The sequence below is a fragment of the Halomonas sp. NCCP-2165 genome, from assembly GCF_023708045.1.
GTDB classification, from domain to species: domain Bacteria; phylum Pseudomonadota; class Gammaproteobacteria; order Pseudomonadales; family Halomonadaceae; genus Bisbaumannia; species Bisbaumannia pacifica.
Map to the genome: position 1 here is coordinate 65121 of NZ_BRCY01000014.1, position 23465 is coordinate 88585.

26 protein-coding genes are annotated in these 23465 nt (G+C 68.7%); 12 read left to right on the top strand and 14 right to left on the bottom strand.

Annotation, left to right across the window (positions count from 1 at the left end):
• Positions 1-20 precede the first annotated feature (20 nt).
• The 5 genes from NFU04_RS09315 to NFU04_RS09335 all read left to right on the top strand — a co-directional run bounded on the left by NFU04_RS09315 (position 21) and on the right by NFU04_RS09335 (position 6422).
• Positions 21-371 (top strand): sarcosine oxidase subunit delta, encoded by a 351-nt coding sequence (locus NFU04_RS09315; RefSeq protein ID WP_251309180.1) that lies wholly within the window; start codon positions 21-23, stop codon positions 369-371.
• The gene (locus tag NFU04_RS09320) at positions 368-3406 is read left to right on the top strand and encodes a sarcosine oxidase subunit alpha (protein WP_251309181.1); all 3039 of its coding nucleotides are present in this window, start codon (positions 368-370) and stop codon (positions 3404-3406) included. The genes NFU04_RS09315 and NFU04_RS09320 overlap by 4 nt, the downstream gene beginning before the upstream one ends.
• Positions 3399-4049 (top strand): sarcosine oxidase subunit gamma, encoded by a 651-nt coding sequence (locus tag NFU04_RS09325; protein ID WP_251309182.1) that lies wholly within the window; start codon positions 3399-3401, stop codon positions 4047-4049. Before NFU04_RS09320 ends, NFU04_RS09325 begins: the two co-directional genes overlap by 8 nt.
• A gap of 63 nt (positions 4050-4112) precedes the next feature.
• Positions 4113-4979 carry a formyltetrahydrofolate deformylase gene (purU, locus tag NFU04_RS09330; RefSeq protein ID WP_251309183.1) on the top strand — a complete coding sequence of 289 codons (867 nt, stop codon included), beginning with the start codon at positions 4113-4115 and terminating at the stop codon, positions 4977-4979.
• Positions 4980-5042: 63 nt separating this feature from the next.
• Positions 5043-6422 carry an L-serine ammonia-lyase gene (locus NFU04_RS09335; protein ID WP_251309184.1) on the top strand — a complete coding sequence of 460 codons (1380 nt, stop codon included), beginning with the start codon at positions 5043-5045 and terminating at the stop codon, positions 6420-6422.
• Positions 6423-6637: 215 nt separating this feature from the next.
• On the opposite strand, the gene NFU04_RS09345 is transcribed toward NFU04_RS09335, so the two are convergent.
• Genes NFU04_RS09345 through NFU04_RS09355 form a run of 3 tightly spaced genes read right to left on the bottom strand, consistent with a single transcriptional unit; the run spans position 6638 to position 8966 of the window.
• A complete protein-coding gene (locus NFU04_RS09345) occupies positions 6638-7093 on the bottom strand; it encodes a thioesterase family protein (protein WP_251309185.1) in 456 nt (151 codons plus the stop codon).
• A complete protein-coding gene (locus tag NFU04_RS09350) occupies positions 7093-8049 on the bottom strand; it encodes an L-carnitine dehydrogenase (protein ID WP_251309186.1) in 957 nt (318 codons plus the stop codon). The genes NFU04_RS09345 and NFU04_RS09350 overlap by 1 nt, the downstream gene beginning before the upstream one ends.
• Positions 8046-8966 carry a beta-keto acid cleavage family enzyme gene (locus tag NFU04_RS09355; protein WP_251309187.1) on the bottom strand — a complete coding sequence of 307 codons (921 nt, stop codon included), beginning with the start codon at positions 8964-8966 and terminating at the stop codon, positions 8046-8048. Before NFU04_RS09355 ends, NFU04_RS09350 begins: the two co-directional genes overlap by 4 nt.
• A 160-nt stretch (positions 8967-9126) precedes the next feature.
• On the opposite strand from NFU04_RS09355, the gene NFU04_RS09360 reads away from it, so the two are divergent.
• Positions 9127-9891 carry a sulfite exporter TauE/SafE family protein gene (locus tag NFU04_RS09360; RefSeq protein ID WP_251309188.1) on the top strand — a complete coding sequence of 255 codons (765 nt, stop codon included), beginning with the start codon at positions 9127-9129 and terminating at the stop codon, positions 9889-9891.
• On the opposite strand, the gene NFU04_RS09365 is transcribed toward NFU04_RS09360, so the two are convergent.
• Together NFU04_RS09365 and NFU04_RS09370 are read right to left on the bottom strand one after the other, a co-directional pair.
• On the bottom strand, positions 9888-10433 hold the full coding sequence (locus NFU04_RS09365; RefSeq protein WP_251309189.1) for a hypothetical protein: 546 nt from the start codon (positions 10431-10433) through the stop codon (positions 9888-9890). The two genes, NFU04_RS09360 and NFU04_RS09365, sit on opposite strands and share 4 nt — an antisense overlap.
• An 86-nt stretch (positions 10434-10519) precedes the next feature.
• Positions 10520-10723 (bottom strand): DUF2061 domain-containing protein, encoded by a 204-nt coding sequence (locus NFU04_RS09370; protein ID WP_251309190.1) that lies wholly within the window; start codon positions 10721-10723, stop codon positions 10520-10522.
• Positions 10724-10996: 273 nt separating this feature from the next.
• Between NFU04_RS09370 and NFU04_RS09375 the strand changes: the two genes are divergently transcribed.
• Positions 10997-12472 (top strand): serine hydrolase, encoded by a 1476-nt coding sequence (locus NFU04_RS09375; RefSeq protein ID WP_251309191.1) that lies wholly within the window; start codon positions 10997-10999, stop codon positions 12470-12472.
• Between the two features lie 75 nt (positions 12473-12547).
• On the opposite strand, the gene NFU04_RS09380 is transcribed toward NFU04_RS09375, so the two are convergent.
• The gene (locus tag NFU04_RS09380) at positions 12548-12892 is read right to left on the bottom strand and encodes a DUF6482 family protein (protein ID WP_251309192.1); all 345 of its coding nucleotides are present in this window, start codon (positions 12890-12892) and stop codon (positions 12548-12550) included.
• Positions 12893-13159: 267 nt separating this feature from the next.
• Between NFU04_RS09380 and NFU04_RS09385 the strand changes: the two genes are divergently transcribed.
• Positions 13160-14035, top strand: a complete 876-nt coding sequence (locus tag NFU04_RS09385; RefSeq protein ID WP_251309193.1) for a DMT family transporter — start codon at positions 13160-13162, stop codon at positions 14033-14035.
• A gap of 16 nt (positions 14036-14051) precedes the next feature.
• On the opposite strand, the gene NFU04_RS09390 is transcribed toward NFU04_RS09385, so the two are convergent.
• Together NFU04_RS09390 and NFU04_RS09395 are read right to left on the bottom strand one after the other, a co-directional pair.
• Positions 14052-14318 carry a hypothetical protein gene (locus NFU04_RS09390; RefSeq protein ID WP_251309194.1) on the bottom strand — a complete coding sequence of 89 codons (267 nt, stop codon included), beginning with the start codon at positions 14316-14318 and terminating at the stop codon, positions 14052-14054.
• A 111-nt stretch (positions 14319-14429) separates the two neighbouring features.
• Positions 14430-14918: a C40 family peptidase gene (locus NFU04_RS09395; RefSeq protein ID WP_251309195.1), complete on the bottom strand. Its 489-nt coding sequence runs from the start codon at positions 14916-14918 to the stop codon at positions 14430-14432.
• Between the two features lie 89 nt (positions 14919-15007).
• On the opposite strand from NFU04_RS09395, the gene gloA reads away from it, so the two are divergent.
• Complete coding sequence (gene gloA, locus NFU04_RS09400; RefSeq protein WP_251309196.1) at positions 15008-15541, top strand: lactoylglutathione lyase; 534 nt, start codon at positions 15008-15010, stop codon at positions 15539-15541.
• Positions 15542-15914: 373 nt separating this feature from the next.
• Here gloA and NFU04_RS09405 read toward each other — a convergent pair whose 3' ends face one another.
• The 5 genes from NFU04_RS09405 to NFU04_RS09425 form a co-directional block, all read right to left on the bottom strand.
• A complete protein-coding gene (locus NFU04_RS09405) occupies positions 15915-16964 on the bottom strand; it encodes a TroA family protein (RefSeq protein WP_459382078.1) in 1050 nt (349 codons plus the stop codon).
• Positions 16965-16999: 35 nt separating this feature from the next.
• Positions 17000-17890 (bottom strand): metal ABC transporter permease, encoded by an 891-nt coding sequence (locus tag NFU04_RS09410; RefSeq protein WP_251309197.1) that lies wholly within the window; start codon positions 17888-17890, stop codon positions 17000-17002.
• Positions 17884-18615 (bottom strand): metal ABC transporter ATP-binding protein, encoded by a 732-nt coding sequence (locus NFU04_RS09415; RefSeq protein WP_251309198.1) that lies wholly within the window; start codon positions 18613-18615, stop codon positions 17884-17886. Before NFU04_RS09415 ends, NFU04_RS09410 begins: the two co-directional genes overlap by 7 nt.
• On the bottom strand, positions 18615-18764 hold the full coding sequence (locus tag NFU04_RS09420; RefSeq protein ID WP_186809968.1) for a hypothetical protein: 150 nt from the start codon (positions 18762-18764) through the stop codon (positions 18615-18617). Before NFU04_RS09420 ends, NFU04_RS09415 begins: the two co-directional genes overlap by 1 nt.
• Before the next feature lie 148 nt (positions 18765-18912).
• Positions 18913-19797 carry a metal ABC transporter permease gene (locus tag NFU04_RS09425; RefSeq protein ID WP_251309199.1) on the bottom strand — a complete coding sequence of 295 codons (885 nt, stop codon included), beginning with the start codon at positions 19795-19797 and terminating at the stop codon, positions 18913-18915.
• Positions 19798-20063: 266 nt separating this feature from the next.
• On the opposite strand from NFU04_RS09425, the gene NFU04_RS09430 reads away from it, so the two are divergent.
• The 3 genes from NFU04_RS09430 (at position 20064) to NFU04_RS09440 (ending at position 22294) form a co-directional block, all read left to right on the top strand.
• Complete coding sequence (locus NFU04_RS09430; protein WP_251309200.1) at positions 20064-20654, top strand: DUF4202 domain-containing protein; 591 nt, start codon at positions 20064-20066, stop codon at positions 20652-20654.
• Complete coding sequence (locus tag NFU04_RS09435; protein ID WP_251309201.1) at positions 20651-21115, top strand: DUF3592 domain-containing protein; 465 nt, start codon at positions 20651-20653, stop codon at positions 21113-21115. Before NFU04_RS09430 ends, NFU04_RS09435 begins: the two co-directional genes overlap by 4 nt.
• A gap of 123 nt (positions 21116-21238) precedes the next feature.
• The gene (locus NFU04_RS09440; protein ID WP_251309202.1) at positions 21239-22294 is read left to right on the top strand and encodes an endonuclease/exonuclease/phosphatase family protein; all 1056 of its coding nucleotides are present in this window, start codon (positions 21239-21241) and stop codon (positions 22292-22294) included.
• An 18-nt stretch (positions 22295-22312) separates the two neighbouring features.
• On the opposite strand, the gene NFU04_RS09445 is transcribed toward NFU04_RS09440, so the two are convergent.
• Positions 22313-23362, bottom strand: a complete 1050-nt coding sequence (locus NFU04_RS09445; protein ID WP_251309203.1) for a C45 family autoproteolytic acyltransferase/hydolase — start codon at positions 23360-23362, stop codon at positions 22313-22315.
• Positions 23363-23465: the final 103 nt, after the last annotated feature.

The following is a 23465-nucleotide window of genomic DNA, read 5'->3' on the forward strand; positions in this document are numbered from 1 at the left end:
CACCGCAGAGGAGAGCCGACATGTTCTATATCCATTGCCCCTACTGCGGCGAACACCGCGAGGAAGAGGAATTCCACCCCAAGGGCCAGGCGCATATCGCCAGACCCGAGGATCCGGCGGCGTGCAGCGACGAAGAGTGGGGCGACTATCTGTTCTTCCGCGACAACCCCCGCGGCATCCACCACGAGCTGTGGGTGCATGCCGTGGGCTGCCGCAAGTTCTTCAACGTCACCCGCAACACCGTGACCTACGAGATCCTCGAGACCTACAAGATGGGCGAGCAGCCGTCGATCACCGCCGAATCTCCCGACGGCCGACCCGCCCAGGACGGTGCCGATCAGGCATCGCTTCGTGAAGGAGTCCGCGCATGAGCCAGATCAACCGTCTTCGCGAGGGCGGGCGCATCGACCGTTCCCGCAAGCTGAGCTTCACCTTCAACGGCAAGGCCTATCAGGGCCATGCCGGGGATACCCTGGCCTCGGCGCTGCTGGCCAACGGCGTCGACATCGTCAACCGCAGCTTCAAGTATTCGCGGCCCCGCGGCATCGTCGCCGCCGGCGCCGAGGAGCCCAATGCGGTGGTCCAGCTCGGCAAGACCGAGGCCGCCCAGGTGCCCAACGTGCGCGCCACCCAGCAGGCCCTGTACGACGGCCTCGAGGCGCGCAGCACCAACGGCTGGCCCAACGTCCAGCGCGACCTGATGAGCGTGATCGGCAAGCTGGGCGGCCAGTTCATGCCGCCGGGCTTCTACTACAAGACCTTCATGGCCCCGGCCTCGATGTGGATGACCTACGAGAAATACATCCGCAAGAGCGCCGGCCTGGGTCGCAGCCCGATGGAGAACGATCCGGACAGCTACGACCACCTCAACCAGCACTGCGACGTGCTGGTGATCGGTGCCGGCCCGGCCGGCCTGGCCGCGGCGCTGGCCGCCGCCAAGGGCGGCGCCCGGGTCATCCTGGCCGACGAGCAGGAGGAAATGGGCGGCTCGCTGCTCGATTCCCGCGAGACCCTCGACGACCGGCCCGCCGATGCCTGGGTGGCCGAGGCGCTCCAGACGCTGGCCGGCCTGGACAACGTGACCCTGCTGCCGCGCACCACCGCCAACGGCTATCACGACCACAACTTCGTGACCCTGCACGAGCGGCGCACCGAGCACCTGGCCGACACCGCCCCGCTCAAGGACGGCCGTCGTCAGGTACGCGCGCGCATGCACCGGGTGCGCGCCGGTCGGGTGGTGCTGGCCACCGGCGCCCACGAGCGGCCGCTGGTCTACGGCAACAACGATGTGCCGGGCAACCTGCTGGCCGGCGCCGTGTCCATCTACATCCGCCGCTACGGAGTGGTGCCGGGCAACCGGCTGGTGCTCTCCACCAGCAACGATCACGCCTATCGCGCCGCCCTGGACTGGCAGGAGAGCGGCCGCGAGGTGGTGGCCATCGCCGACGCACGGCCCAACCCGGACGGCGAGCTGGTCGAGCAGGCCCGCGCCAAGGGCATCCGCATCATCACCGGCAGTGCGGTGATCGAGGCCAAGGGCGACAAGCGGGTCAGCGCCGCCCGGGTGGCGAAGATCGATGCCGAGGGCTTCCGGGTGGTCGGCGAGGCCGAGACCCTCGCCTGCGACACCATCGCCAGCTCCGGCGGCTACAGCCCGGTCATCCACCTGGCTTCGCACACCGGCGGCCGGCCCACCTGGCGCGACGACATTCTCGGCTTCGTGCCCACCCTAGTGAAGGGCGTCTTCGCCGCCGGCGGCGCCCAGGGGGTCTACGCCACCGCCGAGGTACTGGCCGATGGCATCAATGCCGGCGCCCGGGCCACCCAGGAAGTCGGTTTCGAGGCGGCCGAGGTGCGCCTGCCCCAGGTCGCCGCGCGTCGCGACGGCGCGGCCTGCGCCCTTTACCAGGTGCCCCACGAGAAGCCCGCCCTGCGGGCCCCCAAGCAGTTCGTCGACCTGCAGAACGACGTCACCGCGGCGGGCATCGAGCTGGCCACCCGCGAGGGCTTCGAGTCCATCGAGCACGTCAAGCGCTACACCGCCATGGGCTTCGGCACCGATCAGGGCAAGCTCGGCAACATCAACGGCATGGCCATCGCCGCGCGCTGCGAGAACAAGTCGATCCCCGAGGTCGGCACCACGGTATTCCGTCCCAACTACACCCCGGTGACCTTCGGCGCCATCGTCGGCCGTCACTGCCGCGAGCTGTTCGACCCCGAGCGCTACACCGCCCTGCACCAGTGGCACGTGGAAAACGGCGCCGAGTTCGAGGACGTGGGCCAGTGGAAGCGTCCCTGGTACTTCCCGCGCAAGGTCAACGGCAAGACCGAGAGCATGGACGAGGCGGTCGCCCGCGAGTGCCTGGCGGTGCGTCAGGGCGTGGGCATCCTCGACGCCTCGACGCTCGGCAAGATCGACATCCAGGGGCCGGATGCCCGCGAGTTCCTGGGCCGGGTCTACACCAACAAGTGGGCCAAGCTGGCCCCGGGACGCGTCCGCTACGGCCTGATGTGCAAGGACGACGGCATGCTGATGGACGACGGCACCACCAGCTGCCTGGGCGAGAACCACTTCCTGATGACCACCACCACCGGCGGCGCGGCCGGGGTGATGGAGTGGCTGGAATTGTGGCACCAGACCGAATGGCCGGAGCTCGAGGTCTACTTCACCTCGGTCACCGACCAGTGGGCGACCATGACCGTCACCGGGCCGGACGCGCGCAAGCTGCTGTCCGAGGTCACCGACATCGATCTGGACAAAGAAAGCTTCAAGTTCATGGACTGGCGTGAAGGCAAGGTCGCCGACGTCCCTGCACGGGTGTTCCGCATCTCCTTCACCGGCGAGCTGGCCTACGAGATCAACGTCCAGGCCAACTACGCCCTGCACGCTTGGAAGACGCTGTTCGAGCACGGCAAGAAGTACGACCTCACGCCCTACGGCACCGAGACCATGCACGTGCTGCGCGCCGAGAAGGGCCTGATCATCGCCGGCCAGGACACCGACGGCTCGGTGACGCCGGAAGACCTGGGCATGCACTGGGCGATCGGCTACGACAAGCCGTTCCCCTGGATCGGCCTGCGCGCCCTGTCACGGCCGGATACCGCCCGCAAGGATCGCAAGCAGCTGGTGGGCCTCAAGCCCAAGGACCCCAAGGTGGTGCTGGAGGAGGGCGCGCAGATCGTCTTCGATCCCAAGCACGCCATCCCCATGCCCATGGTGGGGCATGTGACCTCCAGCTACTACAGCGCCATCCTCGGCCACGGCATCGCCCTGGCCGTGGTCAAGGGCGGCCACGAGCGGATGGGGCAGACGGTGTACCTACCGATGGCCGACGGCCAGGTCCACGAGGCCGAGATCGTCAGCAATGTCTTCTACGATCCCAAGGGGGAGCGCCAGCATGTCTAATTCGGTTGCCCAGAAGGTCCGGACCTTCGATACCCATCCCCAGGCGGCGGTGCCGGCCGAGTCGCCGCTGGCCTATTCCTACCGGCGTTCGGGGGCGCCGGCCCCCACCGCCAAGAGCCGGGCGGTGCTGCGCGAGCGGCCGCTGCTCGGTCACCTGATCCTGCGCGGCGGCGCCATCGTGCTCGACGAGGCGGTCCGCCAGGTGCTCGGCATCTCGCTTCCCGGCGAGCCCCAGGGCCTGGCGGTCGACGCCGAGGGCGAGCGTAGTGTCCAGTGGCTGTCCCCGGACGAGTGGCTCCTGATCGTCCCCGGCGGCGAGGAGTTCGAGCTGGAGAATCGCCTGCGCCAGGCGCTGGGTGACGCCCACTTCGCCATCGTCGACGTCAGCGGCAGCCAGACCCTGGTCGAGATCGAAGGCGAGGCCGCCCGGGAGCTGCTGATGAAGTCGGTGGTCTACGACGTCCATCCCAGCCGCTTCCCGGTGGGCAAGGGGGTCACCACCGTCTTCGCCAAGGCCACGGTGATCCTGCGCCGGCCCACCGAGGACCGTTGGGAGCTGGTGGTACGCCGCAGCTTCGCCGACTACCTCTATCGCTGGATCCTGGACGCCGGCGCCGAGTACGCCATCGGCGTGGAAGGGTGACGACTGTCGCCTGACAGAAGAGAGAGGGCCGGCATCCGCCGGTCCCTTTCGGGAGAGACAATCATGCAGGACAACAACAATCGCTGGATCCTGGCTGCCCAGTGCCCGAGTCGCCTGGGTACTGTGGACGTGGTCACCCGCTTCCTCAAGGAGAGCCGCTGCTACATCACCGAGCAGCACTCCTTCGACGATCGCCTGAGCGGGCGCTTCTTTATCCGCACGGAGTTTCGTCCCGAGGAGGCAGGTTTCGACGTCGCGGCCTTCCAGGCCGAGTTCGCCGCGCGTGCCGCCGAGTTCGAGATGACCTTTGAGCTCACCGCCCCTGGCACGCGAATGCCGGTGGTGATCATGGTCTCCAAGGCCGATCACTGCCTCAACGATCTGCTGTATCGCTACCGCATCGGCCAGCTGCCCATCGAGATATGCGCCATCGTCTCCAACCATCCGGACCTGGCCGACCTGGCGGAGTGGCACGGCATCCCTTATCACCACTTCCCGATCACGCCCGAGACCAAGCCCCAGCAGGAGGCCCAGGTATGGCAGGTGGTGGAGGAGAGCGGCGCCGAGCTGGTGATACTGGCGCGCTACATGCAGGTGCTCTCCAGCGAGATGTGCGAGAAGCTCAGCGGCCGCGGCATCAACATCCACCACTCACTGCTGCCCGGCTTCAAGGGCGCACGGCCCTACCACCAGGCCTACGAGAAGGGCGTCAAGCTGGTCGGTGCCACCGCCCACTACATCAACGACGACCTGGACGAGGGCCCGATCATCACCCAGGGCGTGGAGCCGGTGAGCCACGCCGACTACCCGGAGGACCTGGTGGCCAAGGGGCGCGACGTCGAGTGCCTCACCCTGGCCCGCGCCGTGGCACTGCACGTGGAGCGCCGCGTCTTCCTGCATGCCAGCCGCACCGTGGTCTTCGATCGATAGGCACGTCGGCGAACGGCGCCGTTAGGCGCCTGTCGATCCATCCAATAAAAAGGTCATCGCATCATGCCAATCAGCGTCTTCGATCTGTTCAAGGTCGGCATCGGGCCCTCCAGTTCCCACACCGTGGGCCCGATGCAGGCCGCCTGCAACTTCGTCGCCGAGCTCGAGGCCAGGGAGCTGACCGAACAGGTCACGCGCCTCGGGGTCGAGCTCTATGGCTCGCTCTCCGCCACCGGCATCGGCCATGGCACCGACCATGCGGTGATCATGGGGCTGATGGGCGAGCGTCCCGAGCGCATCGACCCCGACGTCATCGCGCCGCGCATCGATGAGCTCAAGGCGTTGGGCACGCTGCGTCTGGCCGATCGTCACGCCGTCGCCTTCGACTGGGAGCGCGACATGCGCCTGCTCGAGGAGAGCCTGCCGCGCCACCCCAACGCCATGCGGCTGATGGCCCACGGCGGCACCGGCGAACTCTACTGCAACACCTACTACTCGGTGGGTGGCGGCTTCGTGATCGACGAGGCCCAGGCCGCCGAGGGGGTGCTGGACACTGACCACACCGAGATTCCCTATGACTTCCAGACCGGTGACGAGATGCTGCGCATGTGTCGCGAGAGTGGCCTGCGCATCAGCGAGCTGATGCTCGAGAACGAGAAAGTGTGGCGCAGCGAGGGCGAGACTCGCGCCGGGCTGTGCGAGATCTGGCAGGCCATGAAGGCCTGCATGGAGAAGGGGCTCGAGGCCGAGGGTGTGCTGCCGGGTGGGCTCAATGTCCGCCGTCGTGCCCGCTCGCTGCACCAGCGACTGTTGGATAGCAGCGATGATGACTCGCTAATTGCCACCACTATGACGGCCATGGACTGGGTCAACCTCTACGCCTTGGCGGTCAACGAGGAGAACGCAGCCGGCGGGCGCATGGTCACCGCTCCCACCAACGGAGCGGCGGGTATCATTCCGTCGGTGCTCCACTACTACATGCACTTCCGCATGGGCGCTTCCGAGCGTGACGTGGTGGACTTCCTGCTGACCGCCAGCGCCGTGGGTATCCTGTGCAAGAAGAACGCTTCCATCTCCGGCGCCGAGGTGGGCTGCCAGGGCGAAGTGGGCTCCGCCTGCGCCATGGCCGCCGCCGGCCTTACCGAGGTGATGGGCGGCACCATAGATCAGGTGGAGAACGCCGCCGAGATCGGCCTGGAGCACAATCTGGGGCTGACCTGCGACCCGGTGGGTGGCCTCGTCCAGGTGCCCTGCATCGAGCGTAATGCCATCGCCTCGGTGAAGGCGATCAACGCTGCCCAGATGGCCCTGCGTGGAGACGGCCAGCACTTTATCTCGCTGGACAAGGTGATCCGCACCATGCGTGACACTGGAGCCGACATGCAGGAGAAGTATAAGGAGACCTCGAAGGGCGGCCTCGCGGTCAGCGGGATCGAGTGCTGAGCGATATAGTTCAGTACGAGCCTGATCCAACAGAGTTTTTGGCCCGCCATGCGGTTGGCGATCCGCAGCGGTTCGATGGCGGAGAAGAGCGCCACCATGGCGAAGCGCGGCAGCAGCAGGATGCCGATGGGTTCCGGCTCGGGGCCGGCATAGTGGAGTGGCATGCTGGGCAGGGTAACGCGCCCCCGCTGCGGATGCAGCAGGAGCGCGAGGGGCTAGCGCCGAATGCCGATGGTGCGCCCGGCGAGTTCCGGCCAGGTGCCGGCCTCGGCGTGGGGCAGCTCGGCCAGCGCCTCGGCGACCGGCGCCGGGAAGGCGTCGGGGCGGCCGCTCTGCTGGTTCATGCCCATCAGCATCTGCTCGCTGGTGGCCAGCAGGTTGCGTTCCTCGTCGAACAGCTCGAAGAAGGCATGCAGCCGCTTGGCGTCACGATCCAGCAGGGTCACCGCCACCGCCAGCGGCTGGTCCTGGTGGGCCTCGCGGCGGTAGCAGAGGTGGGTCTCCAGGGTGTAGATCGTATAGCCGTGACGGCTGCGCCCTTCGGCATCCAGGCCGATCCGGTCCATCAGCGCCTCCACCGCCAGGGAGAAGACCCTGGCGTATTCGGCGTCGTTCATATGGCCGTTGTAGTCGACCCACGCCGGGGCCACCCGGGTCTCCAGGATCACCATCAGATGCGCCCCTCCAGGCCTTCCGCTTCCGGCCAGTATTTCTGCACCAGGTCGAGCAGTTCAACCAGGAAGTCGTCGCGGCGACGGTCGAGTTCGCTGACCGGACGGCCGGCGGCCTGGTATTCGCAGCCCTCGACCACCTTGTCGATCAGCTCATCGGTGAGCTCGGGGGCCTCGAGCTTGGTCCAGGGCAGCTTCAGTGCCGGGCCGAACTGCTCCAGCATATGCCGCATGCCCGGCTCGCCGCCGGCCAGGTGGAAGGTCAGGAAGGTGCCCATCAGCGACCAGCGCAGGCCGCAGCCGTAGACCACCGCGGCGTCCACCTCCTCGGTGGTGGCCACGCCGTCGTTGACCAGGTGCAGCGCCTCGCGCCATAGCGCCTCCATCAGGCGGTCGGCGATATGGCCCTCGATCTCGCGGCGCACCACCAGCGGACGCATGGCCAGTTCCCGGTAGAGGACCTGGGCGCTTGCGGTCTGCTCGGCGGCGGTGGCCTCGCCTCCCACCAGCTCGACCAGCGGCAGCAGGTAGACCGGGTTGAAGGGGTGGGCGACGATCACCCGCCCCGGGGCCTTGGCACAGTCCTGCTGCAGGTCGCTGGGCTTAAAGCCGGAGGTGGACGAGCCGATGATCACCTCCGCCTCGGCGGCGGCGTCCAGGGCGGCGAGGATCTCGCGCTTGAGTGCCAGACGCTCCGGGACGTTCTCCTGGATCAGGTCGGCGCCGGCCACGGCGGCCTCGAGGTTGTCGACGAAGGTGAGCCGTGCGGGGCTGGCGCCTTCCGCCAGGCCCAGGCGCTCGAGGGACGGCCAGGCGTTGTCGACGAAGGCGCGGGTGCGCGCCGGGGCCTCCGGGGCCGGGTCGAAGGCCACCACGTCCCAGCCCCGGGCCAGGGCCCGGGCGATCCAGCCGTTGCCGATGACGCCGGTGCCGATCACGCTCAGTTGGCGGCTCATGCGTCACCTCCGACGGCTTGCTCCACGATCTTCCCGGTGCGTGGGTCGCGCAGCTTGAGGTGGGCGCGGGTCTCGGCGGGGGTCATGACGCGACCGCCGAGGTTCTCGATGAGGGTGCCGGCTTTCTCGACCAGTTGGCCGTTGGTGGCCAGGACGCCTTTCTCCAGGTAGAGGTTATCCTCCAGGCCGACCCGGGCATGACCGCCCAGCAGCACCGCCTGGGCGACCATCGGCATCTGGTGGCGACCGATGCCGAAGGCGGCCCAGTTGGCGTTTTCCGGCAGCTTGTTGCGCATGGCCAGCATGGTCTCGGTATCGGCCTCGGCGCCCCAGGGGATGCCCAGGCAGAGCTGATAGAGGGGATCGCCGTCGAGCAGGCCCTCCTGCTGCAGCTGGCGGGCGAACCACACATGGCCCAGGTCGAAGCACTCGAGCTCCGGCTTGACCCCGGCGGCCTGCACCAGGCGGGCGTGCTCGCGCAGCCAGTCGGCGGTGTTCACATAGACCATGTCGCCGAAGTTGAGGCTGCCGCAGTCCAGGGTGCAGAGCTCCGGCAGCAGCTCGGCCACCGGCGCATGGCGCTCGGCCGGGGTCTGGATATCGGTGCCCGGGCCGCCGCGGGTGGGGTCCTCGGCGTCGGGGATCCAGTCGCCGCCGCCGCCGGCGGTGATGTTCATGACGATATCCGTGTCCGCCTCGCGGACCCGCTCCATCACCTCGCGGAAGTGCTCCACGGAGTGGCTGATGCCGCCGGTCTCCGGATCGCGCACGTGGATATGGGCGACGCTGGCGCCGGCGCGGGCGGCCTCGATGCAGCTGTCGGCGATCTGCTTGGGGGTCACCGGCACATGGGGACTCTTGGCGGCGGTGTCGCCGGCGCCGGTGATGGCGCAGGTGAGGATGACGTTGCGATTCATGGTCGCTCCCTCGGGGTGGTGGAATTCGCGTCCAGTGTCGTCCGCCCAGGCCCCGGCCGTTTGGCAACTTGCGCCGCGAAGTTGACCCGAGTCGCCGGAGAGGGGTGAATAGGACGCGAATCACCGGGCGAGTTCGCCCGAGGCCATCGAGGAGAGGATCATGGAAGGGATGCTGGAGCTGTTGTCGCCGCTATCGGCGGCGATCAACCTGGGCCTGGTGCTGCTGGCGGCCTTGACCTCGGGGCTCTCGGCGGCGGTGGGCATCGGCGGCGGCACCCTGCTGATCATGGTGATGGCCCAGGTGATGCCGGCCACGGCGCTGATCCCGGTCCACGGCATGGTGCAGCTGGGCTCCAACGGCGGCCGGGCGGTCATGACCTGGCGGCATATCGACCGCGGCCTGCTGGCCGCCTTCCTGCCCGGGGTGGTGCTGGGGGCCCTGGTGGCCGCCTGGCTGCTGGTGCGCCTGCCGCCGGGGATGCTGGAGCTGTGCATCGCCGCCTTCGTGCTCTACTCCTGCTGGGGGCCGGGCTGGCCCCGGGGCTGGCTGGGACGCGGCGGGACCCTGCTGGCCGGGGCCCTGACCACCTTCCTTTCCAGCCTGGTGGGGGCATCCGGTCCCCTGGTGGGGGCGGTGATCAAGCAGCACTTCAACGAGCGCCTGCCGCGGGTGGCCACCTTCGCCGCCTGCATGAGCTTCCAGCACCTGACCAAGGCCTTTATCTTCGGGGCCGCCGGTTTCGTCTTCCATGAGTGGCTGGCGCTGATGGCGGCGATGATCGTCGCCGGCCTGGCGGGCACCTGGCTGGGCCTGCGGCTGCTGCGCCACCTCTCCGATCGGCGCTTCGACAGCCTCTTCAGGTGGGTGCTGACGCTGCTGGCGCTGCGTCTGATCTGGCTGGGGCTGGGGCGGCTCGGCGTTTAGGTATTGTCGTCGGTGGCCCGCCGGCAGAGGCGGGCGGCGCGATCCAGGGCGGGGCCGGCGCCGTCCAGGGCGAAGTCCAGCTCCCAGGGCTCGTCGTCATCGCCGAGGCGCAGGCGTAGCATCTCGCCAGTGCGCAGCTCATGCAGCAGGCGATAGGGTTCGTCGAGGCCGAAGAGGGCATAGGCGCCGCTGTCGCCGGGCTCGCGGCGCAGCTCCGCGGGGGCGGCGAAGGACGCCTGGTCGTCGATGCGCAGCTCGGCCGCACCCTGGCGGATCTCCGGCTCGGCCACGAACTCGTGCATCTCGACCCGCAGCTCCGCCAGGGGCCGGCAGTGGGGCGGGGCGAAGTCCACCGAGAAGGCGGTGCCGGGCTGATCCAGGGTATTGGTGGCGCGGAAGCGCTGCGCCTCGCCCAGGCTCAGGCGCAGGGAGTGCCAGTGGCCGCTGGGCTCGACGCGGTCGGCATTGAACATGGTGGCCGGCGCCGGGGTGGTCAGCAGCAGGGCGCCAAGCAGCGGCAAGGAACGGGGCAGGGTGGGCATGGAGACGCTCCGCGGGGAAGGGAAGGTCGTTAGCCTACCCAATCGCGTGCCGGGCGACCATGCCGAGGGGCGCCTGGGAAGCGGGATCAGGGCGATAGCGGAGCCCGGGGGCGGCGCCTGTGGAAGGCCTCCCAGGCCTTTTCATGGAAGAAGTAGGCCAGGGTATTGACTGCCGGCTCGATCATGGCGATCAGTCCGCCCAGCACCCAGCTGCCGGTGAGCAGGAAGGTGACGCTGAAGGCCACCCCGAAGTGGATAATGGCGAAGGTGAGGGTCTTGATCTTGGCCATGGCGGCTCTCCTCGATCATGAATGTCCTTATCATAAGAGAATGATTCTTATTTGTTGAGTTAAATTCGCCAATCCCGTCGATAGTCGGGCGCTGTCGGGCCTCGACAGGGTGAGTCGAGGGTGTAAACGGAATCACCGGCCGGCGGTGGACAGCGGCGTTGGCGTCGGCATACTTCCAGGTAAGGAGAAAAGAGTCGCAAGGAACGGGTCGTGCCCCGGCAGCGGGGGCGTCGGCGTTCCAACCAAGGCAGTCTTATGCGGGGGAACCTAACCATGAAGCCCATTCATAACGGCGCAGCGGGACGCTGGCTGGTGCCCTTGCTGCTCCTCGTCGGCCTGGCCCTGGCCACGACGTCCGTGCAGGCCAATCCGCGCTATGCCGCCATCGTGGTGGATGCCACCAGCGGCGAGGTGCTGCATGCGGCCAATGCCGAGGCGCCGCGTTATCCGGCCTCGTTGACCAAGATGATGACCCTCTATCTGCTCTTCGAGGCCCTGGACGAGGGGCGCCTCGCCCTCGATCAGCCCCTGCCGGTCTCCCGCCAGGCGGCGGCCATGCCGGCCTCCAAGCTATGGCTCGCGGCCGGCGACAGCATCCCGGTGCGCGACGCCATCCCGGCGCTGATCATCCGCTCCGCCAACGACGTGGCGGTGGTGGTGGCCGAGGCCCTGGGCGGCAGCGAGGCGGCCTTCGCGGGGATGATGACCGCCAAGGCCCGGGAACTGGGCATGCTGGATACCCGCTTCCGCAACGCCTCGGGGCTGCCCGACGACCTGCAGGTCACCACGGCCCGGGACATGGCCAACCTGGCGGTGCGCCTGATGGCGGACTTCCCCCACTATTACGACAACTTCGGCCGCACGCGCTTCAGCTTCCGCGGCAACCAGCACAACGGCCACAACCGGCTGCTCTCCAACTACGACGGTGCCGATGGCCTCAAGACCGGCTTTATCCGCGCCTCCGGCTTCAATGTGGCCACCTCGGCGCGGCGGGGCGATCGGCGTCTGCTGGCGGTGGTGATGGGGGGCTTCACCGCCCACTCCCGGGATGCCCATATGACCACCCTGCTGGACAACGGCTTCCAGCGCCTGGCGTTGCAGGCAGGGCGTGACTGGGTGGCCGCCGCGGATGTCTCCGCCAATGTGCCGCCGCTGCTGGCCTCGGTCTCCGCCGACCTGGTGCCACGCCCCGGGGCGACCCCCGGAGTGATGCTGGCCAGCGCCGTGGCCGGCGAGACGGTAATGGACACCACGGCGGTCGATACCGCGGCGGTCGATACCGCGGCGGTCGATACCGCGGCGGTCGATACCGCGGCGGTCGATACCGCGGCGGTCGACACCGCACGCGCCGAGGCCACCGAGCGGCTGGTGGCGGCCTTTGCCCCGGCCTCGCCGACCTATGCCGAGGATAGCGGCCTGGCCGAGGGCAGCCTGGCGCCCCGGGACCCCATTCGTGACCTGATGCGCCGCGACGCGGCGTCGACGCCCGCCGATGCGGTCGCCGGCAGTGGCGCCTGGGCGGTGCAGGTGGGGGCCTTCCGGGATCCCGACCAGGCCCGGCAGCTGGCCAGTCGCGCCGCCGACTACCTGGCCAGCCCGGCGCCGGTGGCGATCACCGAACTGGCCACTCGGGAGCGCACCGTGTTCCGCGCCCGGCTGGTGAACTTCGAGCAGGATCAGGCCCATAGCGCCTGTCAGCGCCTGCAGCAGCGTGGCCTGGAGTGCCTGGTGGTGGCCGCGACTCCCTGAGGTATCGCGCAGACCCACGGCGCCCGCCGATCCGGCCGGATCGGCGGGCGCTGTTGTTCGAAGCGTTGAAAAAACCTAACGGAAGGCGATGCGGGTGCCGTAGGTAAGCATCTCGTCCGGCGTGATCGGCTTGCCCGGTACCCCGATCATCTCGTCGCCGCACTGGTCGGCGCAGGTCAGCACCCCATGGGTCAGGCCCAGGTCGCCGAGCAGGTCGCGGATCTCGCCGGTGCCCATAAAGGTGCGCACCTTGCCGTGCTCGTCTACCAGGTCGGCGACCCCCTGGGCATGGTGGAAATGCACGGTATAGATGCCATCCAGGGACTCCACCTCGACGATGGGGGAAAAGCCCTGGTGTAGGGCCTGGCCAAGCTGCTTGTAGGTCAGCTTGCGGCAGTCGGTCAAGTCGATGGTGCTCATCTGCTACCTCGTGGGGAAGGTTGGCCTTGTACAATAAGGGTAGAATACCGCATGGCCCTGTCTAGGCGATTTCCGCGCCATTCCGAGGCTTTGTACGATGTCTCGCCCTGGGATATCAATGTTGTACAGGGTCGTTCCGGGGCCAGGGCCAGCAACCGCCGCGGCTCGCCGGGCGCCGCTCGAGGCCAGGGAGGCATCGCCCCGCGGGCGAGAGTCGGGTAGAGTCGATGTGTTAATTATTCAACAACCATGGAAGGGGGAGTGGCGATGTCACCGTCCTTGAAGGGCATCTTGTGGATGTGTGCCGGGGTCTTCTGTCTCTCGGTGGGGGACGCCATCTCCAAGTGGTTGGGTGAGGTGCACTCGCCGGTGCAGATCATCTTCTTCCGTACCCTGGTGTCGCTGCCGCTGATCGCCCTGATCGCGCGCTTCTACGGTGGCCTGCGCAAGCTGACGACCCGGCGCCCCGGGGTGCATCTGGTGCGCGGCCTCTTCGCCACCGGCACCATGCTCTGCTTCGTCTTCGGCCTGACGCTGCTGCCCCTGGCCGAGACCACCGCCATCGCCTTCGCCGCGCCGCTCTTCGTGACCCTGCTCTCGGTGCCCCTGCTGGGCGAGCGGGTCGAGCGCCTGCCGCTGGTGGCGGCCCTGGTGGGCTTCCTCGGGGTGCTGGTGGTGGTGCGCCCCGGCGGGGCCGGCTTCCAGGTCGGCGGCCTGGTGGTGGTGGGGGCGGCCCTCTGCTATGCGATGCTGATGATCACCGCGCGCCGATACGGGGTCCGCGAGTACCTCTGGGCCATGGTCTTCTACGTGACCCTGGTGCCCCTGGTGGTCACCGGGGTCCTGTTGCCCTGGGTGTGGCAGGTGCCGGCCCCGCTGCACTGGCTGGGCTTCCTCGGTGCCGGGATCTTCGGGATCGGCGCCATGGCCTGCATCACCCTGGCCTTTCGGCATGCGCCGGCGGCCCTGGCGGCGCCCTTCGACTACACCGGCATGCTCTGGGCGGTGCTGCTGGGCTGGTGGATCTGGGGCGAGATTCCCGACGCCTGGGTCTTCGCCGGCTCGGCCCTGATCATCGGCAGTGGCCTGGCGATCGCCTTCCATGAGCGCCGCACCAGCCTCAAGCGCCGGCCGAGCTCCTGACCCGGGCCCGCCGCCTTCAGGCCAGCAGGTGAAAGCCGGCGAAGACGACCAGGCTCGCCAGGCTCAGGTCGCCGAGGGCCTCCAGGGTTTCGCCCTCTCGCCAGGGGCGGGGGCCCAGCAGGGTGGCGGCGACGGCCCCCAGGCTGACCAGTCCCAGCGGCATCTCCACCGGCGGCCAGCCGCTCGCGAGGCTACCCAGGGCCAGTAACCCCAGGCCGGCGATCACCAGCAGGCCAATGCGGTACAGGGACGGGAGCGGCAGGGCGGCGGTCGGCGGCATCATGGTCATCTCTCCTGGGCGGTTGGGGCATGATCCCCAGCCTAGGGGCGCTCTCTTAACGGCGGTTTAAGCGCGCGTGACCGTTGCGTGACGGTTGGGCACGGCAATGGCGCCTCAGGGCGCCGGGCCGGCGGCGCCCAGGAAGCGCTCCTGCCAGTAGGCGATCTCCAGCGGCACCTGGGTGACCGTGCGACCACGGCCCGGGGCATGGATCATCTGGCCGCGACCCACATAGATGCCGACATGGGTGGCCTGGCGGCGGTTGCCGAAGAACAGCAGGTCGCCGGGTCGTGCCTCGTCGACCGCGGGCAGTCGGCGGTACTGGTCGTCGGCGGTGCGCGGCACCGGGATGCCGGCGGCGCGGTAACTGAGTTGTACCAGGCCGGAACAGTCCAGCCCCCGGGGCGTAGTGCCGCCGAAGCGGTAGGGGGTGCCCAGGGCCTGGCGGGCGCTGGCGAGGATCAGGGCGCGCTCCAGGGAGAGGCCCTCGCCGGGTGGGGCGGCGTCATGCAGGGCCAGGTCGCGGCCGGCACAGCCGCTCAGCAGGGTCAGACACAGCAGCAGGGTTATCAGGGCGAAGGCGCGTGGCGGGGCGAGGGGCATGGCCTGTCCTTCCTTGGCGGGGTTGAAATCCAGTCTAGCCAAACGCATCTGTCTTAGAATCACCCGATTAAACCACAGGGGGGAATCCCATGAGCTTTAGCGGCGAGCAGCATCCCGGCGTCCAGGCGCCGACCCCGGAGACCGACGGCTTCCGGCTCAACCACACCATGCTCCGCGTCAAGGACCCGGAGCGGGCCCTGGCCTTCTACTCCCGGGTCTTCGGCATGCGGGTCCTGCGCCGCCTCGACTTCGAGGAGCTGCGGTTCTCCCTCTACTTCCTGGCGCGCCTCGAGGCGGACGACGCGGTGCCGGAGGACACCGGCGAGCGCACCGTTTGGACCTTCTCCCAGAAGGGTCTGCTGGAGCTGACCCATAACTGGGGCACCGAGGATCAGGAGGACTTCGCCTACCACGACGGCAACGCCGAGCCCCAGGGCTTCGGGCATATCTGCTTCTCGGTGCCGGACCTGGATGCCGCCGAGGCCTGGTTCGACGCCAACGGCGTGGAGTTCGTCAAGCGCTCCGACCAGGGCAAGATGAAGGACGTGGTCTTCGTCAAGGACGTGGATGGCTACTGGATCGAGGTGGTGGAGGCGGCCCGCCTGGCCAAGCTGGGCGCCTGAGTCTCTCCCTCCCGATAACGCAAACAGCGGCGCCGCCCCCAGGGGCGGCGCCGTCGTATGGGTGGCTCGTATGGCTGGGCCGCTTAGGCGAGGCGCGGGTGGAGGACCGCCTTGCCGCCGCCGAGGCCGGCCTGTACCAGCAGGGCCAGGGTCATGACGCCGAGGGAGAGACGCAGCAGGGTGGTGGCATAGGCTTGCATGGCGGTTTCCTCCTGGAAGGTGTCAGGGAATGCCGGCAGTCTACTGCCTTTCTTTTCGTTGGTAATCACTGAAAAAAGAACGTGACCGTTTCTTTTTGGTAAACAGTCTGGCGAGTCGGGTGCAAAAAAGGCGCTGCCGAAGCAGCGCCCAATCCAGCCAAACGCGTTGCCGATCAGTGGCTATGGCCATGATCCTCATGATGGTCATGGTCATGGTCATGGTCATGGTCATGGTCATGGTCATGGTCATGGTCTTCATGGCCGTGATCGTTATGCCCCGGCTCGGCCAGGGCGGCATGCAGGGTCGCGGCGTTATGGCGCATCATGCCCAGGTAGGTGCTGGCCTCGCCCTCCGCGGCGAGGGCGTCGGCATAGAGGGTACCGGCGATGGGCAGGCCGGTCTCCTCGGCGAGCTGGTTGATCACCGCCGGGCTGGTCATGTTCTCGTGGAAGAGGGCGCGCACGTCCTGCGCGCGGATCACATCGATCAACCGGGCCATATCGGCGGCGGAGGGCTCGGCCTCGGTGGAGAGGCCCACCGGCGACAGGAAGCGCAGCCCGTAGGCGTTGGCGAAGTAGCCGAAGGAGTCGTGGCCGGTGATCACGCTGCTGGCGGCGGGGATCTCGCCCAGCAGCTCGCGGATCTCGGCGTCGGTGGCCTCGATCTCGTTGATATAGCGCTCGGCATTGGCGCGGTAGGCCGACTCGTTGGCCGGGTCGCTCTCGATCAGGCCGTCGAGGATATTGCCCACATAGCCCCTGGCCCTGGCCAGGTCCTGCCAGGCATGGGGATCATCGTCGCCATGGGCATGATCGTCGTGGCTGTTATGCCCATGATCGCTATGGTCAGCGTGCCCATGATCATCGTGGCCCTGGTAGCCGAGCCGCTCGATACCCTCGGTGGTGGTGACCAGGGCGCCGGCATAGTCGCTGGAGTCGATCAGCCGCTCCATCCAGCCCTCGAAACGCAGGCCGTTGAAGACCACCAGGTCGGCCTCGGCGATGGCGCGGGCATCCTGGGGACTGGGCGAGTAGACATGGGCGTCGCTGTCCTGGCCCACCAGGGCGTGCACCTCGACGTGCTCGCCGCCGATGTTCTCCACCATATCGGCCAGGATGCTGAAACTGGCCACCACCGAGAGGCGGTCCTCGGCGTAGAGGGGCGCGGCGGTCAGGGTGCCGGCGGCACCCAGCAGCATTCCAAGGGCAAGGGGCTTGCGCATATCTCGCTTCCTTATCTTCACGTTAGGGGATGGACCTAGGCGGCCTCACCGGTTTCCAGGGGGGCGGCTCGCCGGCGGTACTTGGCCAGCAGGCTATGGTGACGGCCCAGCAGGGCGGAGAGCACATAGCCGCTGCCGGCCAGCAGGATGATCGCCGGGCCCGAGGGGATGCTCAGGTGGTACGACAGCAGCAGGCCGCCGCTGCTGGCCAGCATGGCCCAGACCACGGCGACGCCGATCAGCCCCTCCAGGCGCTTGCTCCAGAAGCGTGCCGTGGTGGCCGGCAGCATCATCAGGCCCACCGCCATCAGGGTGCCCAGGGTCTGGAAGCCGGCGGTCAGGTTGAGCACCAACAGGCCCAGGAAGACGCCATGCACCAGGCCGCTGCGCATGCCCTGGCCGCGCAGGAACAGCGGGTCCAGGCACTCCACCACCAGGGCGCGGAACAGCCAGGCCAGGGTCAGCACGATGACGCTGCTGATGGCGGTGATCAGCACCAGGGCCTGGGTGTTGACGGCCAGGATGGAGCCGAACAGCACATGGGTGAGGTCGACGCTGCTGCCACCCAGGGAGACCAGCATCACCCCGGCGGCCAGCGAGATCAGGAAGAAGCTGGCCATGGCCGAGTCCTCCCGGTGGCCGGTCAACTGCGAGACGCTGCCCGCCAGGGTCGCCACCAGCAGCCCCGAGAGGATGCCGCCCAGGCTCATCACCGGCAGCGAGAAGCCCGCCAGCAGGAAGCCCAGGGCGACCCCCGGCAGGATGGCGTGGGCCATGGCATCGCCGATCAGGCTCATGCCGCGCATCATCAGGAAGACGCCCAGGGGCGGGGCGGCCAGGGAGAGCGCCAGGCCGGCCACGAAGGCACGCCTCATGAAGCCGTAGTCGAAGGGCGCGATCAGCCACTCATGCAGGAGCTCTAGCATGCCTGCACCCCCGGAATTCCCAGGGAGAGCGGCGTGACCCGATCGGCGTGGCCGCCGGCGACCTCCTCCACCGTGGTCCAGCGGGCATGGCCGCCGCCCAGCACCACTACCTCATCGGCCAGCCGCGACAACTGCTCCATGTCGTGGAGCACCACGATAATGGTGGCGCCGGCATCGGCCATCTCGCGCAGCACCTTCATGATCACGCCGACGGTCTCGGCGTCCACGTTGGCGAAGGGCTCGTCGAGCAGCAGCAGCTCGGCCTCCTGCATCAGGGTGCGAGCGATCAGGGCGCGCTGCCGCTGGCCGCCGGAGAGCTCGCCCAGGGGGCGGTGAGCCAGGTGCGAGATGCCCAGCCGGCTCATCACCTCGCGTCCCTTGCGGTAATGGTTCTTGCAGTAGCCCTTGAGCGCCCCATGGCTGGGCCAACTGCCGGTCATCACCAGCTCCTCGACGCTCATCGGGAAGGTCAGGTCCAGGGCCAGTTGCTGGGGCAGCCAGGCGCGATGCTCCTTGGGCACCGTGCACTCCACGCCCCCGGCGATGGGCGCCAGCAGGCCCATGATGCCCTGGATCAGGGTGCTCTTGCCGGCGCCGTTGGCGCCGATCAGGGCGGTGATGGCGCCATCCCGGAAGCTCCCCGTGACCCCCTCGAGCACGGTGCGCTTGGCCTGGGCCAGGCTCAGGTCGTGTAGCCGTAGCCGGCTGGAAGCGTCGCCAACCATCAGCCCCACCATCCCGCGGCCCAGGCGACCGTCAACCACAGCGCCGCCAGCGGTGCGGCCGCCAGCAGCAGGCGGCGCCCGGCGGAGAGCGACATCAATGAGAAATGGCACGGCCCTTCCTGGCGGTGCCGGTGTGAGCGGTGTGCCATGCGGTGGCCCTCTCAACCGAAAAGCGTAGATATAACATAACAAGAAAGCCGGAGATGATGACACGACTTCCTGCGACTTGCACCGGGTCCTGGCCCCGAAAGCGGGCAGTATCGAGGATTTTGCACGGAATGCCAGCCCCCGAAGGCCTCATGGCGTCACCTCCCGGCGTAGCCGCGACCGCCGTCGGTGCGCGAGCCAGCCCCCCTTGGGCCCCACCAGGACCGACACGACATAGCCGACGCCGGCCAGCAGCACGATGCTGGGGCCCGCCGGCAGGGCCAGGTGATAGGAGGCCAGCAGCCCCACCAGGCCCGAGACCAGGGCCCAGGTCGTGGCGATGGTGATCATGCCCTCCAGGCGCTGGCTCCAGAAGCGCGCCATGGCCGCCGGCAGCAACATCAGGCCCGTCGCCATCAGGGTGCCCAGGGCCTGGAAGCCGATGACCAGGCTGATCACCACCAGGCCCATGAAGAGCGCCTGGGTCCAGCCGGCATGACGCCCCTGCAGGGTCAGGAAGCCGGGATCCAGGCACTCCACCACCAAAATGCGGAAGGTCAGGGCCAACACCGCCAGCACCAGGCTGCCTGCCGCGGCCACCAACAACAGCGTCTGGCGATCCACGCCGAGAATCGAGCCGAACAGCACATGCCCCAGGTCCAGGGCATTGCCGGACAGCGAGATGCCCATCACCCCCGCGGCCATGGCCGTCAGGAAGAGGCTGGCCATGGCGGCGTCCTCCCGGAGGCCGGCCACCAGGGAGACGCCCCCCGCCAGCAAGACCGTGACCAACCCCGCCGCCACGCCGCCCAGCATCATCAAGGGTAGGGAGAAGCCCGCCAGCACGAAGGCCAGGGCCACCCCCGGCAGAATGGCGTGGGAGAGTGCCTCGCCCATCAGGCTCATGCCGCGCAGCGTCAGCAGCACTCCCACCACCGGCGTGGTCAGGGCCAGTACCACGCAGGCCGCCAGGGCCCGGCGCATAAAGGCGTAATCGAAAGGGGCGATCAGCCACCCGTGCAAGAGATCGAGCATGTCAGACTCCATTTATTGTTATGATATAACATATTTTTAATGCCCATGGCCATGCCCCGAGGCGAGTCGTTAAGGCTTAACCCTGTGCCATGGCGAGCGGCGTGATACCCCATCGATCTGAGACAAAAATGACGCATCCTCTACAGCCCGCTCCCTGGCACCGCCGAGGTGGAATGACAATCAGCCAGTGAACTAACGCCGGCTGTTCTCCTTTGTGTCTCCCAGCCTGTTAGGCTTTAGGAAAATCCCTACCGAGGAGCCTGCCTATGTCCACCGAGTCCCCTTTCGACAAGAGCCTGGCCGCCATCGATGCCCTGCATGCCGAGGATCCGCGGCGTATCGAGGTGGAGGGCGAGTCGCTGCCCCTGGAGCTGTGGCATGGTCGGCGCATGAGCGCCTGGTTGGCGCGCCTGGTGGAGGCCCCCGACGAGTTGGTGCAACTGGCGGTGCGGGCCCAGCATCTGCAGCGCTGGCAGGTGCCTCGCGGCGATTATCCCGAGGGGCGGGTGGGTTACCTGAGCTGGCGGCGCGACCAGGGCCGGCGGGCGGGGGAGACCACGGCGCGGTTGATGCGCGAGGCGGGCTATGCGCCGGAGGATGCCGAGCGAGTGGCGGCGATGGTCCGCAAGCAGGGCCTGGGCCGCGACCCCGGTACTCAGGCTGTGGAGGACTGCGCCTGCCTGGTGTTCCTGGAAAACTACTTCGCCGACTTCTCCCGCCAGGTGGAGCACGATCACCTGATCCGCATCGTGCAGAAGACCTGGAAGAAGATGTCGCCGCGGGCCCATGAGCTGGCCCTGGGGCTGCCCATGGCGGCGGAGGCGCGCTCCCTGGTCGAGGAGGCCCTGGCGGGATGAGTGCCCTGTTGCCCTGGCTGGTGGCCCTGGCCGCCGCCCTCGGGGCCCTGTTCAGTGGCCGCGCGGTCTGGCGCCGGCGCGATGTGCGGCGCTGGCCCCGGGTCGAGGCGGTGGTGGTCGGCGCCGCGGTGGAGGAGCTCGAGGCGCACGCCACCCGGCGCGATCGCCACGGTCCTGAGCCACGCTATCGGCTGCGGGTCCGCTACCGCTTCCGGGTCGGGGAGCGCTCCTATGAGGCGTCGCTGGGGCGCTTCGACGGGGCGCCCGATTTCGCCAGCCGCCGGCAAGCCGAGGCCGCCCTGGCCGAGTATGCCGAGGGGCGCCGGCTATGGGTCCGCTATCGCCCCGATGATCCCCACTGTACCCAGGTCGGCGAGGCGGTCATTCCCTATCGCCGCTTGGGGCTCTGTCTCTTCCTGGCGGCCATGGCCCTGGTCGCCCTGTGGCTGGCCGTGACCTGAGTGGCCGCCGGCCGGCGTGAATCGCCGGCCTTTTTCCTGCCGCTGTCGCCATTCGGCGCTTATATTCGAGTTGCCTTTCCTTGCCGTCACCGCGAGCATAGGCGCTTTTTGCGCGGAGGAGACATGCGGCGGTGTCTTGGTTTTTGGCTGGCCTTTTGCCTGCCGACGGTGGCCGGGGCCGATGTCATTATCGGTAGCTGGAATATTCGTCACCTGGGCTGGAACAACGACAAGGCGATGGCGGAGGTGGCCCACGTGGCCAGCCATTTCGACCTGCTGGCGGTGCAGGAGCTGATGGACCCCGCCGCCCTGGAGCGCCTGGAGGCTCGCCTCGAGGGGCTCTCCGGCGAGGCCTGGTCATCGATGGCCAGCCACGCCCTGGGGCATGGCAGCTATCGCGAGCACTATGGCTTTCTGTGGCGCGACGGCGAGGTGGCCTATGCCGATGGCGCCGTGGTCTTCACCGACCATGGCGATCGCTTCAGCCGCGAGCCCTATTCGGCGCGCTTCCGCGACCGGGACACCCGGGAGGTCTTTACCGCGGCCACGGTGCATGTGGTCTATGGCGACGGGGTGGCCGACCGCCTCCCGGAGATCGAGGCCCTGGCCGACTACTGGCGCTGGCTGGACGAGGTGAGTCCGGGCACGCCGCGGCTGCTGATGGGCGACTTCAATCTGGCCCCCACGCATCCGGCTTGGGCGCCGCTGCGCGAGGCGGGGGCGCTGCCGGCTATCACCAGGGGGCGCACCACCCTGGGGACCACGCCGGGGGAGTACGCCAATCTCTACGACAACCTCTGGTACGACGCCGCGCATCCGGGTCCCGAGACGGCGGGAATCCTGCGCTTTACCGAGCTGCTGCCGCTGAGCCATGGGGAGGCCCGGGCGCGGGTCTCCGATCACCTGCCGGTCTATATGACCTGGAACGGCGGCGAGCTGGTCGCGCGGCCCCGGGAGAGCGGCGTGCACCTGGCGGCAGCAGGTGCGCCGGGGTGCATCGACCTCAATGCCAGCGATGCCGAGCAACTGGCGAGGCTGCCCCATGTGGGGGCGGCCCGGGCCGCGGCCATCGTCGCCGGTCGTCCCTGGGGCGGCAGCGCCGAGCTGACGAGGATCTCCGGTATCGCCGGCGGGCGCCTGGCGGCGATCGAGGCCAGTGGCCTGCTGTGCGGCACTTGACGAGATACCGGACGGCGCCTAGCCAGCCGGGGCGAGGGACAGGCGCTGGCTGGTCGCCTGGCAGGGCTTGCCGAGGCGCACCCAGAGCTCGCCGCGCCCCAGGTTCATGACCACGCCGAACAGGGTCTCCATGCGTTCCGCCGCCGGCTGCCGGGGGTCGGGGTGGCGGCACAGGCCATGGGGAAAGCCCTGGTGGTCGCCGAGGATCTCGAATAGCGCCTCGCCGTCCGCCGCCTCCGGGGGCGGCGAGAGTCGCTCGTCCAGGCGTGCCAGGCGGGGGCCGGAGTCGGGGCGCGGGAAGTCCTTCAGGCGCTGGCGCAAGCCGGGATCGCAGAGGTGGTTGGTGTGGGTCACCACGCCGTCCCTGGGCGTCAGGCGCCCCGCCGGGCCGGGGTTGACCTCCAGGCCCAGGGCGTGGCCCCGGGCGTCGGCCACCAGGAAGTGCGCCGGCGAGGCGACCCTGGCCTCTTCCAGGTGGGCCAGGGCGGTAGCGAAGTCGCGCTCCTCCAGCCAGCGGCGCAGGGCGAAGTGGATCGGCAGGCCCTCGCCGCAGATCCGCGAGCGGATGGCATTGAGGCAGACGCCGAGGCCGTGGGCGTTGAGGCCGATCTTGGCGACCATGCCCGCCTCGCCGAGGCTGAGCAGCGCCGGGGCGTCCTCGCCGTGGATCTCCAGGGCGACCACGGCGGCGCCCAGGTCGCCGCGCCAGTCCCAGTTCTGGGCCAGCCACTGCTGGCCGCCTTGCCATAGCGAGAAGGCCGAGCAGCCGTCGCCGGCGTGGGTCAGGGCGATCTCGCTGCGGCAGTTGAGCACCAGGATATCCTCCATCTCGACGCCGGCGCCCCGGGCGATGCCGTCCACCTCGTCGAGGATCGCCGGGAAGTGCGCCTCGATGGCCGGCAGCAGGGCCAGGGCGTCGCGGCGGGCCTGGCCCCAGCCCAGGCCGGCGAAGTCGCGGAAGAGCCGCGCATAGGCCTCGAGCCCGGCCTGGATGGTCGCGCCGTGAGCCTCGCCATGAGCGGACCCCAGCGCCCGGCGGTCGCCGCTCAGTCGGGTGACGGCGAGCATCTACCACACCTCGTCGTTGGCGGTCGGAGGGACGGCCTCGCCGACCAGCGCCAGGGGCGCGGGCAGTCTCGGGGCAGGGGCGGCGAGGGGGGCTCGGGAAGCC

What these genes read in the sequence shown, in the direction of transcription:
- NFU04_RS09315 (WP_251309180.1), top strand. Translation starts at nt 21, where the DNA reads ATGTTCTATATCCATTGCCCCTACTGCGGCGAACACCGCGAGGAAGAG.
- NFU04_RS09320 (WP_251309181.1), top strand. Translation starts at nt 368, where the DNA reads ATGAGCCAGATCAACCGTCTTCGCGAGGGCGGGCGCATCGACCGTTCC.
- NFU04_RS09325 (WP_251309182.1), top strand. Translation starts at nt 3,399, where the DNA reads ATGTCTAATTCGGTTGCCCAGAAGGTCCGGACCTTCGATACCCATCCC.
- purU (WP_251309183.1), top strand. Translation starts at nt 4,113, where the DNA reads ATGCAGGACAACAACAATCGCTGGATCCTGGCTGCCCAGTGCCCGAGT.
- NFU04_RS09335 (WP_251309184.1), top strand. Translation starts at nt 5,043, where the DNA reads ATGCCAATCAGCGTCTTCGATCTGTTCAAGGTCGGCATCGGGCCCTCC.
- NFU04_RS09345 (WP_251309185.1), bottom strand. Translation starts at nt 7,093, where the DNA reads ATGGTGATCCTGGAGACCCGGGTGGCCCCGGCGTGGGTCGACTACAAC.
- NFU04_RS09350 (WP_251309186.1), bottom strand. Translation starts at nt 8,049, where the DNA reads ATGAGCCGCCAACTGAGCGTGATCGGCACCGGCGTCATCGGCAACGGC.
- NFU04_RS09355 (WP_251309187.1), bottom strand. Translation starts at nt 8,966, where the DNA reads ATGAATCGCAACGTCATCCTCACCTGCGCCATCACCGGCGCCGGCGAC.
- NFU04_RS09360 (WP_251309188.1), top strand. Translation starts at nt 9,127, where the DNA reads ATGGAAGGGATGCTGGAGCTGTTGTCGCCGCTATCGGCGGCGATCAAC.
- NFU04_RS09365 (WP_251309189.1), bottom strand. Translation starts at nt 10,433, where the DNA reads ATGCCCACCCTGCCCCGTTCCTTGCCGCTGCTTGGCGCCCTGCTGCTG.
- NFU04_RS09370 (WP_251309190.1), bottom strand. Translation starts at nt 10,723, where the DNA reads ATGGCCAAGATCAAGACCCTCACCTTCGCCATTATCCACTTCGGGGTG.
- NFU04_RS09375 (WP_251309191.1), top strand. Translation starts at nt 10,997, where the DNA reads ATGAAGCCCATTCATAACGGCGCAGCGGGACGCTGGCTGGTGCCCTTG.
- NFU04_RS09380 (WP_251309192.1), bottom strand. Translation starts at nt 12,892, where the DNA reads ATGAGCACCATCGACTTGACCGACTGCCGCAAGCTGACCTACAAGCAG.
- NFU04_RS09385 (WP_251309193.1), top strand. Translation starts at nt 13,160, where the DNA reads ATGTCACCGTCCTTGAAGGGCATCTTGTGGATGTGTGCCGGGGTCTTC.
- NFU04_RS09390 (WP_251309194.1), bottom strand. Translation starts at nt 14,318, where the DNA reads ATGATGCCGCCGACCGCCGCCCTGCCGCTCCCGTCCCTGTACCGCATT.
- NFU04_RS09395 (WP_251309195.1), bottom strand. Translation starts at nt 14,918, where the DNA reads ATGCCCCTCGCCCCGCCACGCGCCTTCGCCCTGATAACCCTGCTGCTG.
- gloA (WP_251309196.1), top strand. Translation starts at nt 15,008, where the DNA reads ATGAGCTTTAGCGGCGAGCAGCATCCCGGCGTCCAGGCGCCGACCCCG.
- NFU04_RS09405 (WP_459382078.1), bottom strand. Translation starts at nt 16,964, where the DNA reads ATGCGCAAGCCCCTTGCCCTTGGAATGCTGCTGGGTGCCGCCGGCACC.
- NFU04_RS09410 (WP_251309197.1), bottom strand. Translation starts at nt 17,890, where the DNA reads ATGCTAGAGCTCCTGCATGAGTGGCTGATCGCGCCCTTCGACTACGGC.
- NFU04_RS09415 (WP_251309198.1), bottom strand. Translation starts at nt 18,615, where the DNA reads ATGGTTGGCGACGCTTCCAGCCGGCTACGGCTACACGACCTGAGCCTG.
- NFU04_RS09420 (WP_186809968.1), bottom strand. Translation starts at nt 18,764, where the DNA reads ATGGCACACCGCTCACACCGGCACCGCCAGGAAGGGCCGTGCCATTTC.
- NFU04_RS09425 (WP_251309199.1), bottom strand. Translation starts at nt 19,797, where the DNA reads ATGCTCGATCTCTTGCACGGGTGGCTGATCGCCCCTTTCGATTACGCC.
- NFU04_RS09430 (WP_251309200.1), top strand. Translation starts at nt 20,064, where the DNA reads ATGTCCACCGAGTCCCCTTTCGACAAGAGCCTGGCCGCCATCGATGCC.
- NFU04_RS09435 (WP_251309201.1), top strand. Translation starts at nt 20,651, where the DNA reads ATGAGTGCCCTGTTGCCCTGGCTGGTGGCCCTGGCCGCCGCCCTCGGG.
- NFU04_RS09440 (WP_251309202.1), top strand. Translation starts at nt 21,239, where the DNA reads ATGCGGCGGTGTCTTGGTTTTTGGCTGGCCTTTTGCCTGCCGACGGTG.
- NFU04_RS09445 (WP_251309203.1), bottom strand. Translation starts at nt 23,362, where the DNA reads ATGCTCGCCGTCACCCGACTGAGCGGCGACCGCCGGGCGCTGGGGTCC.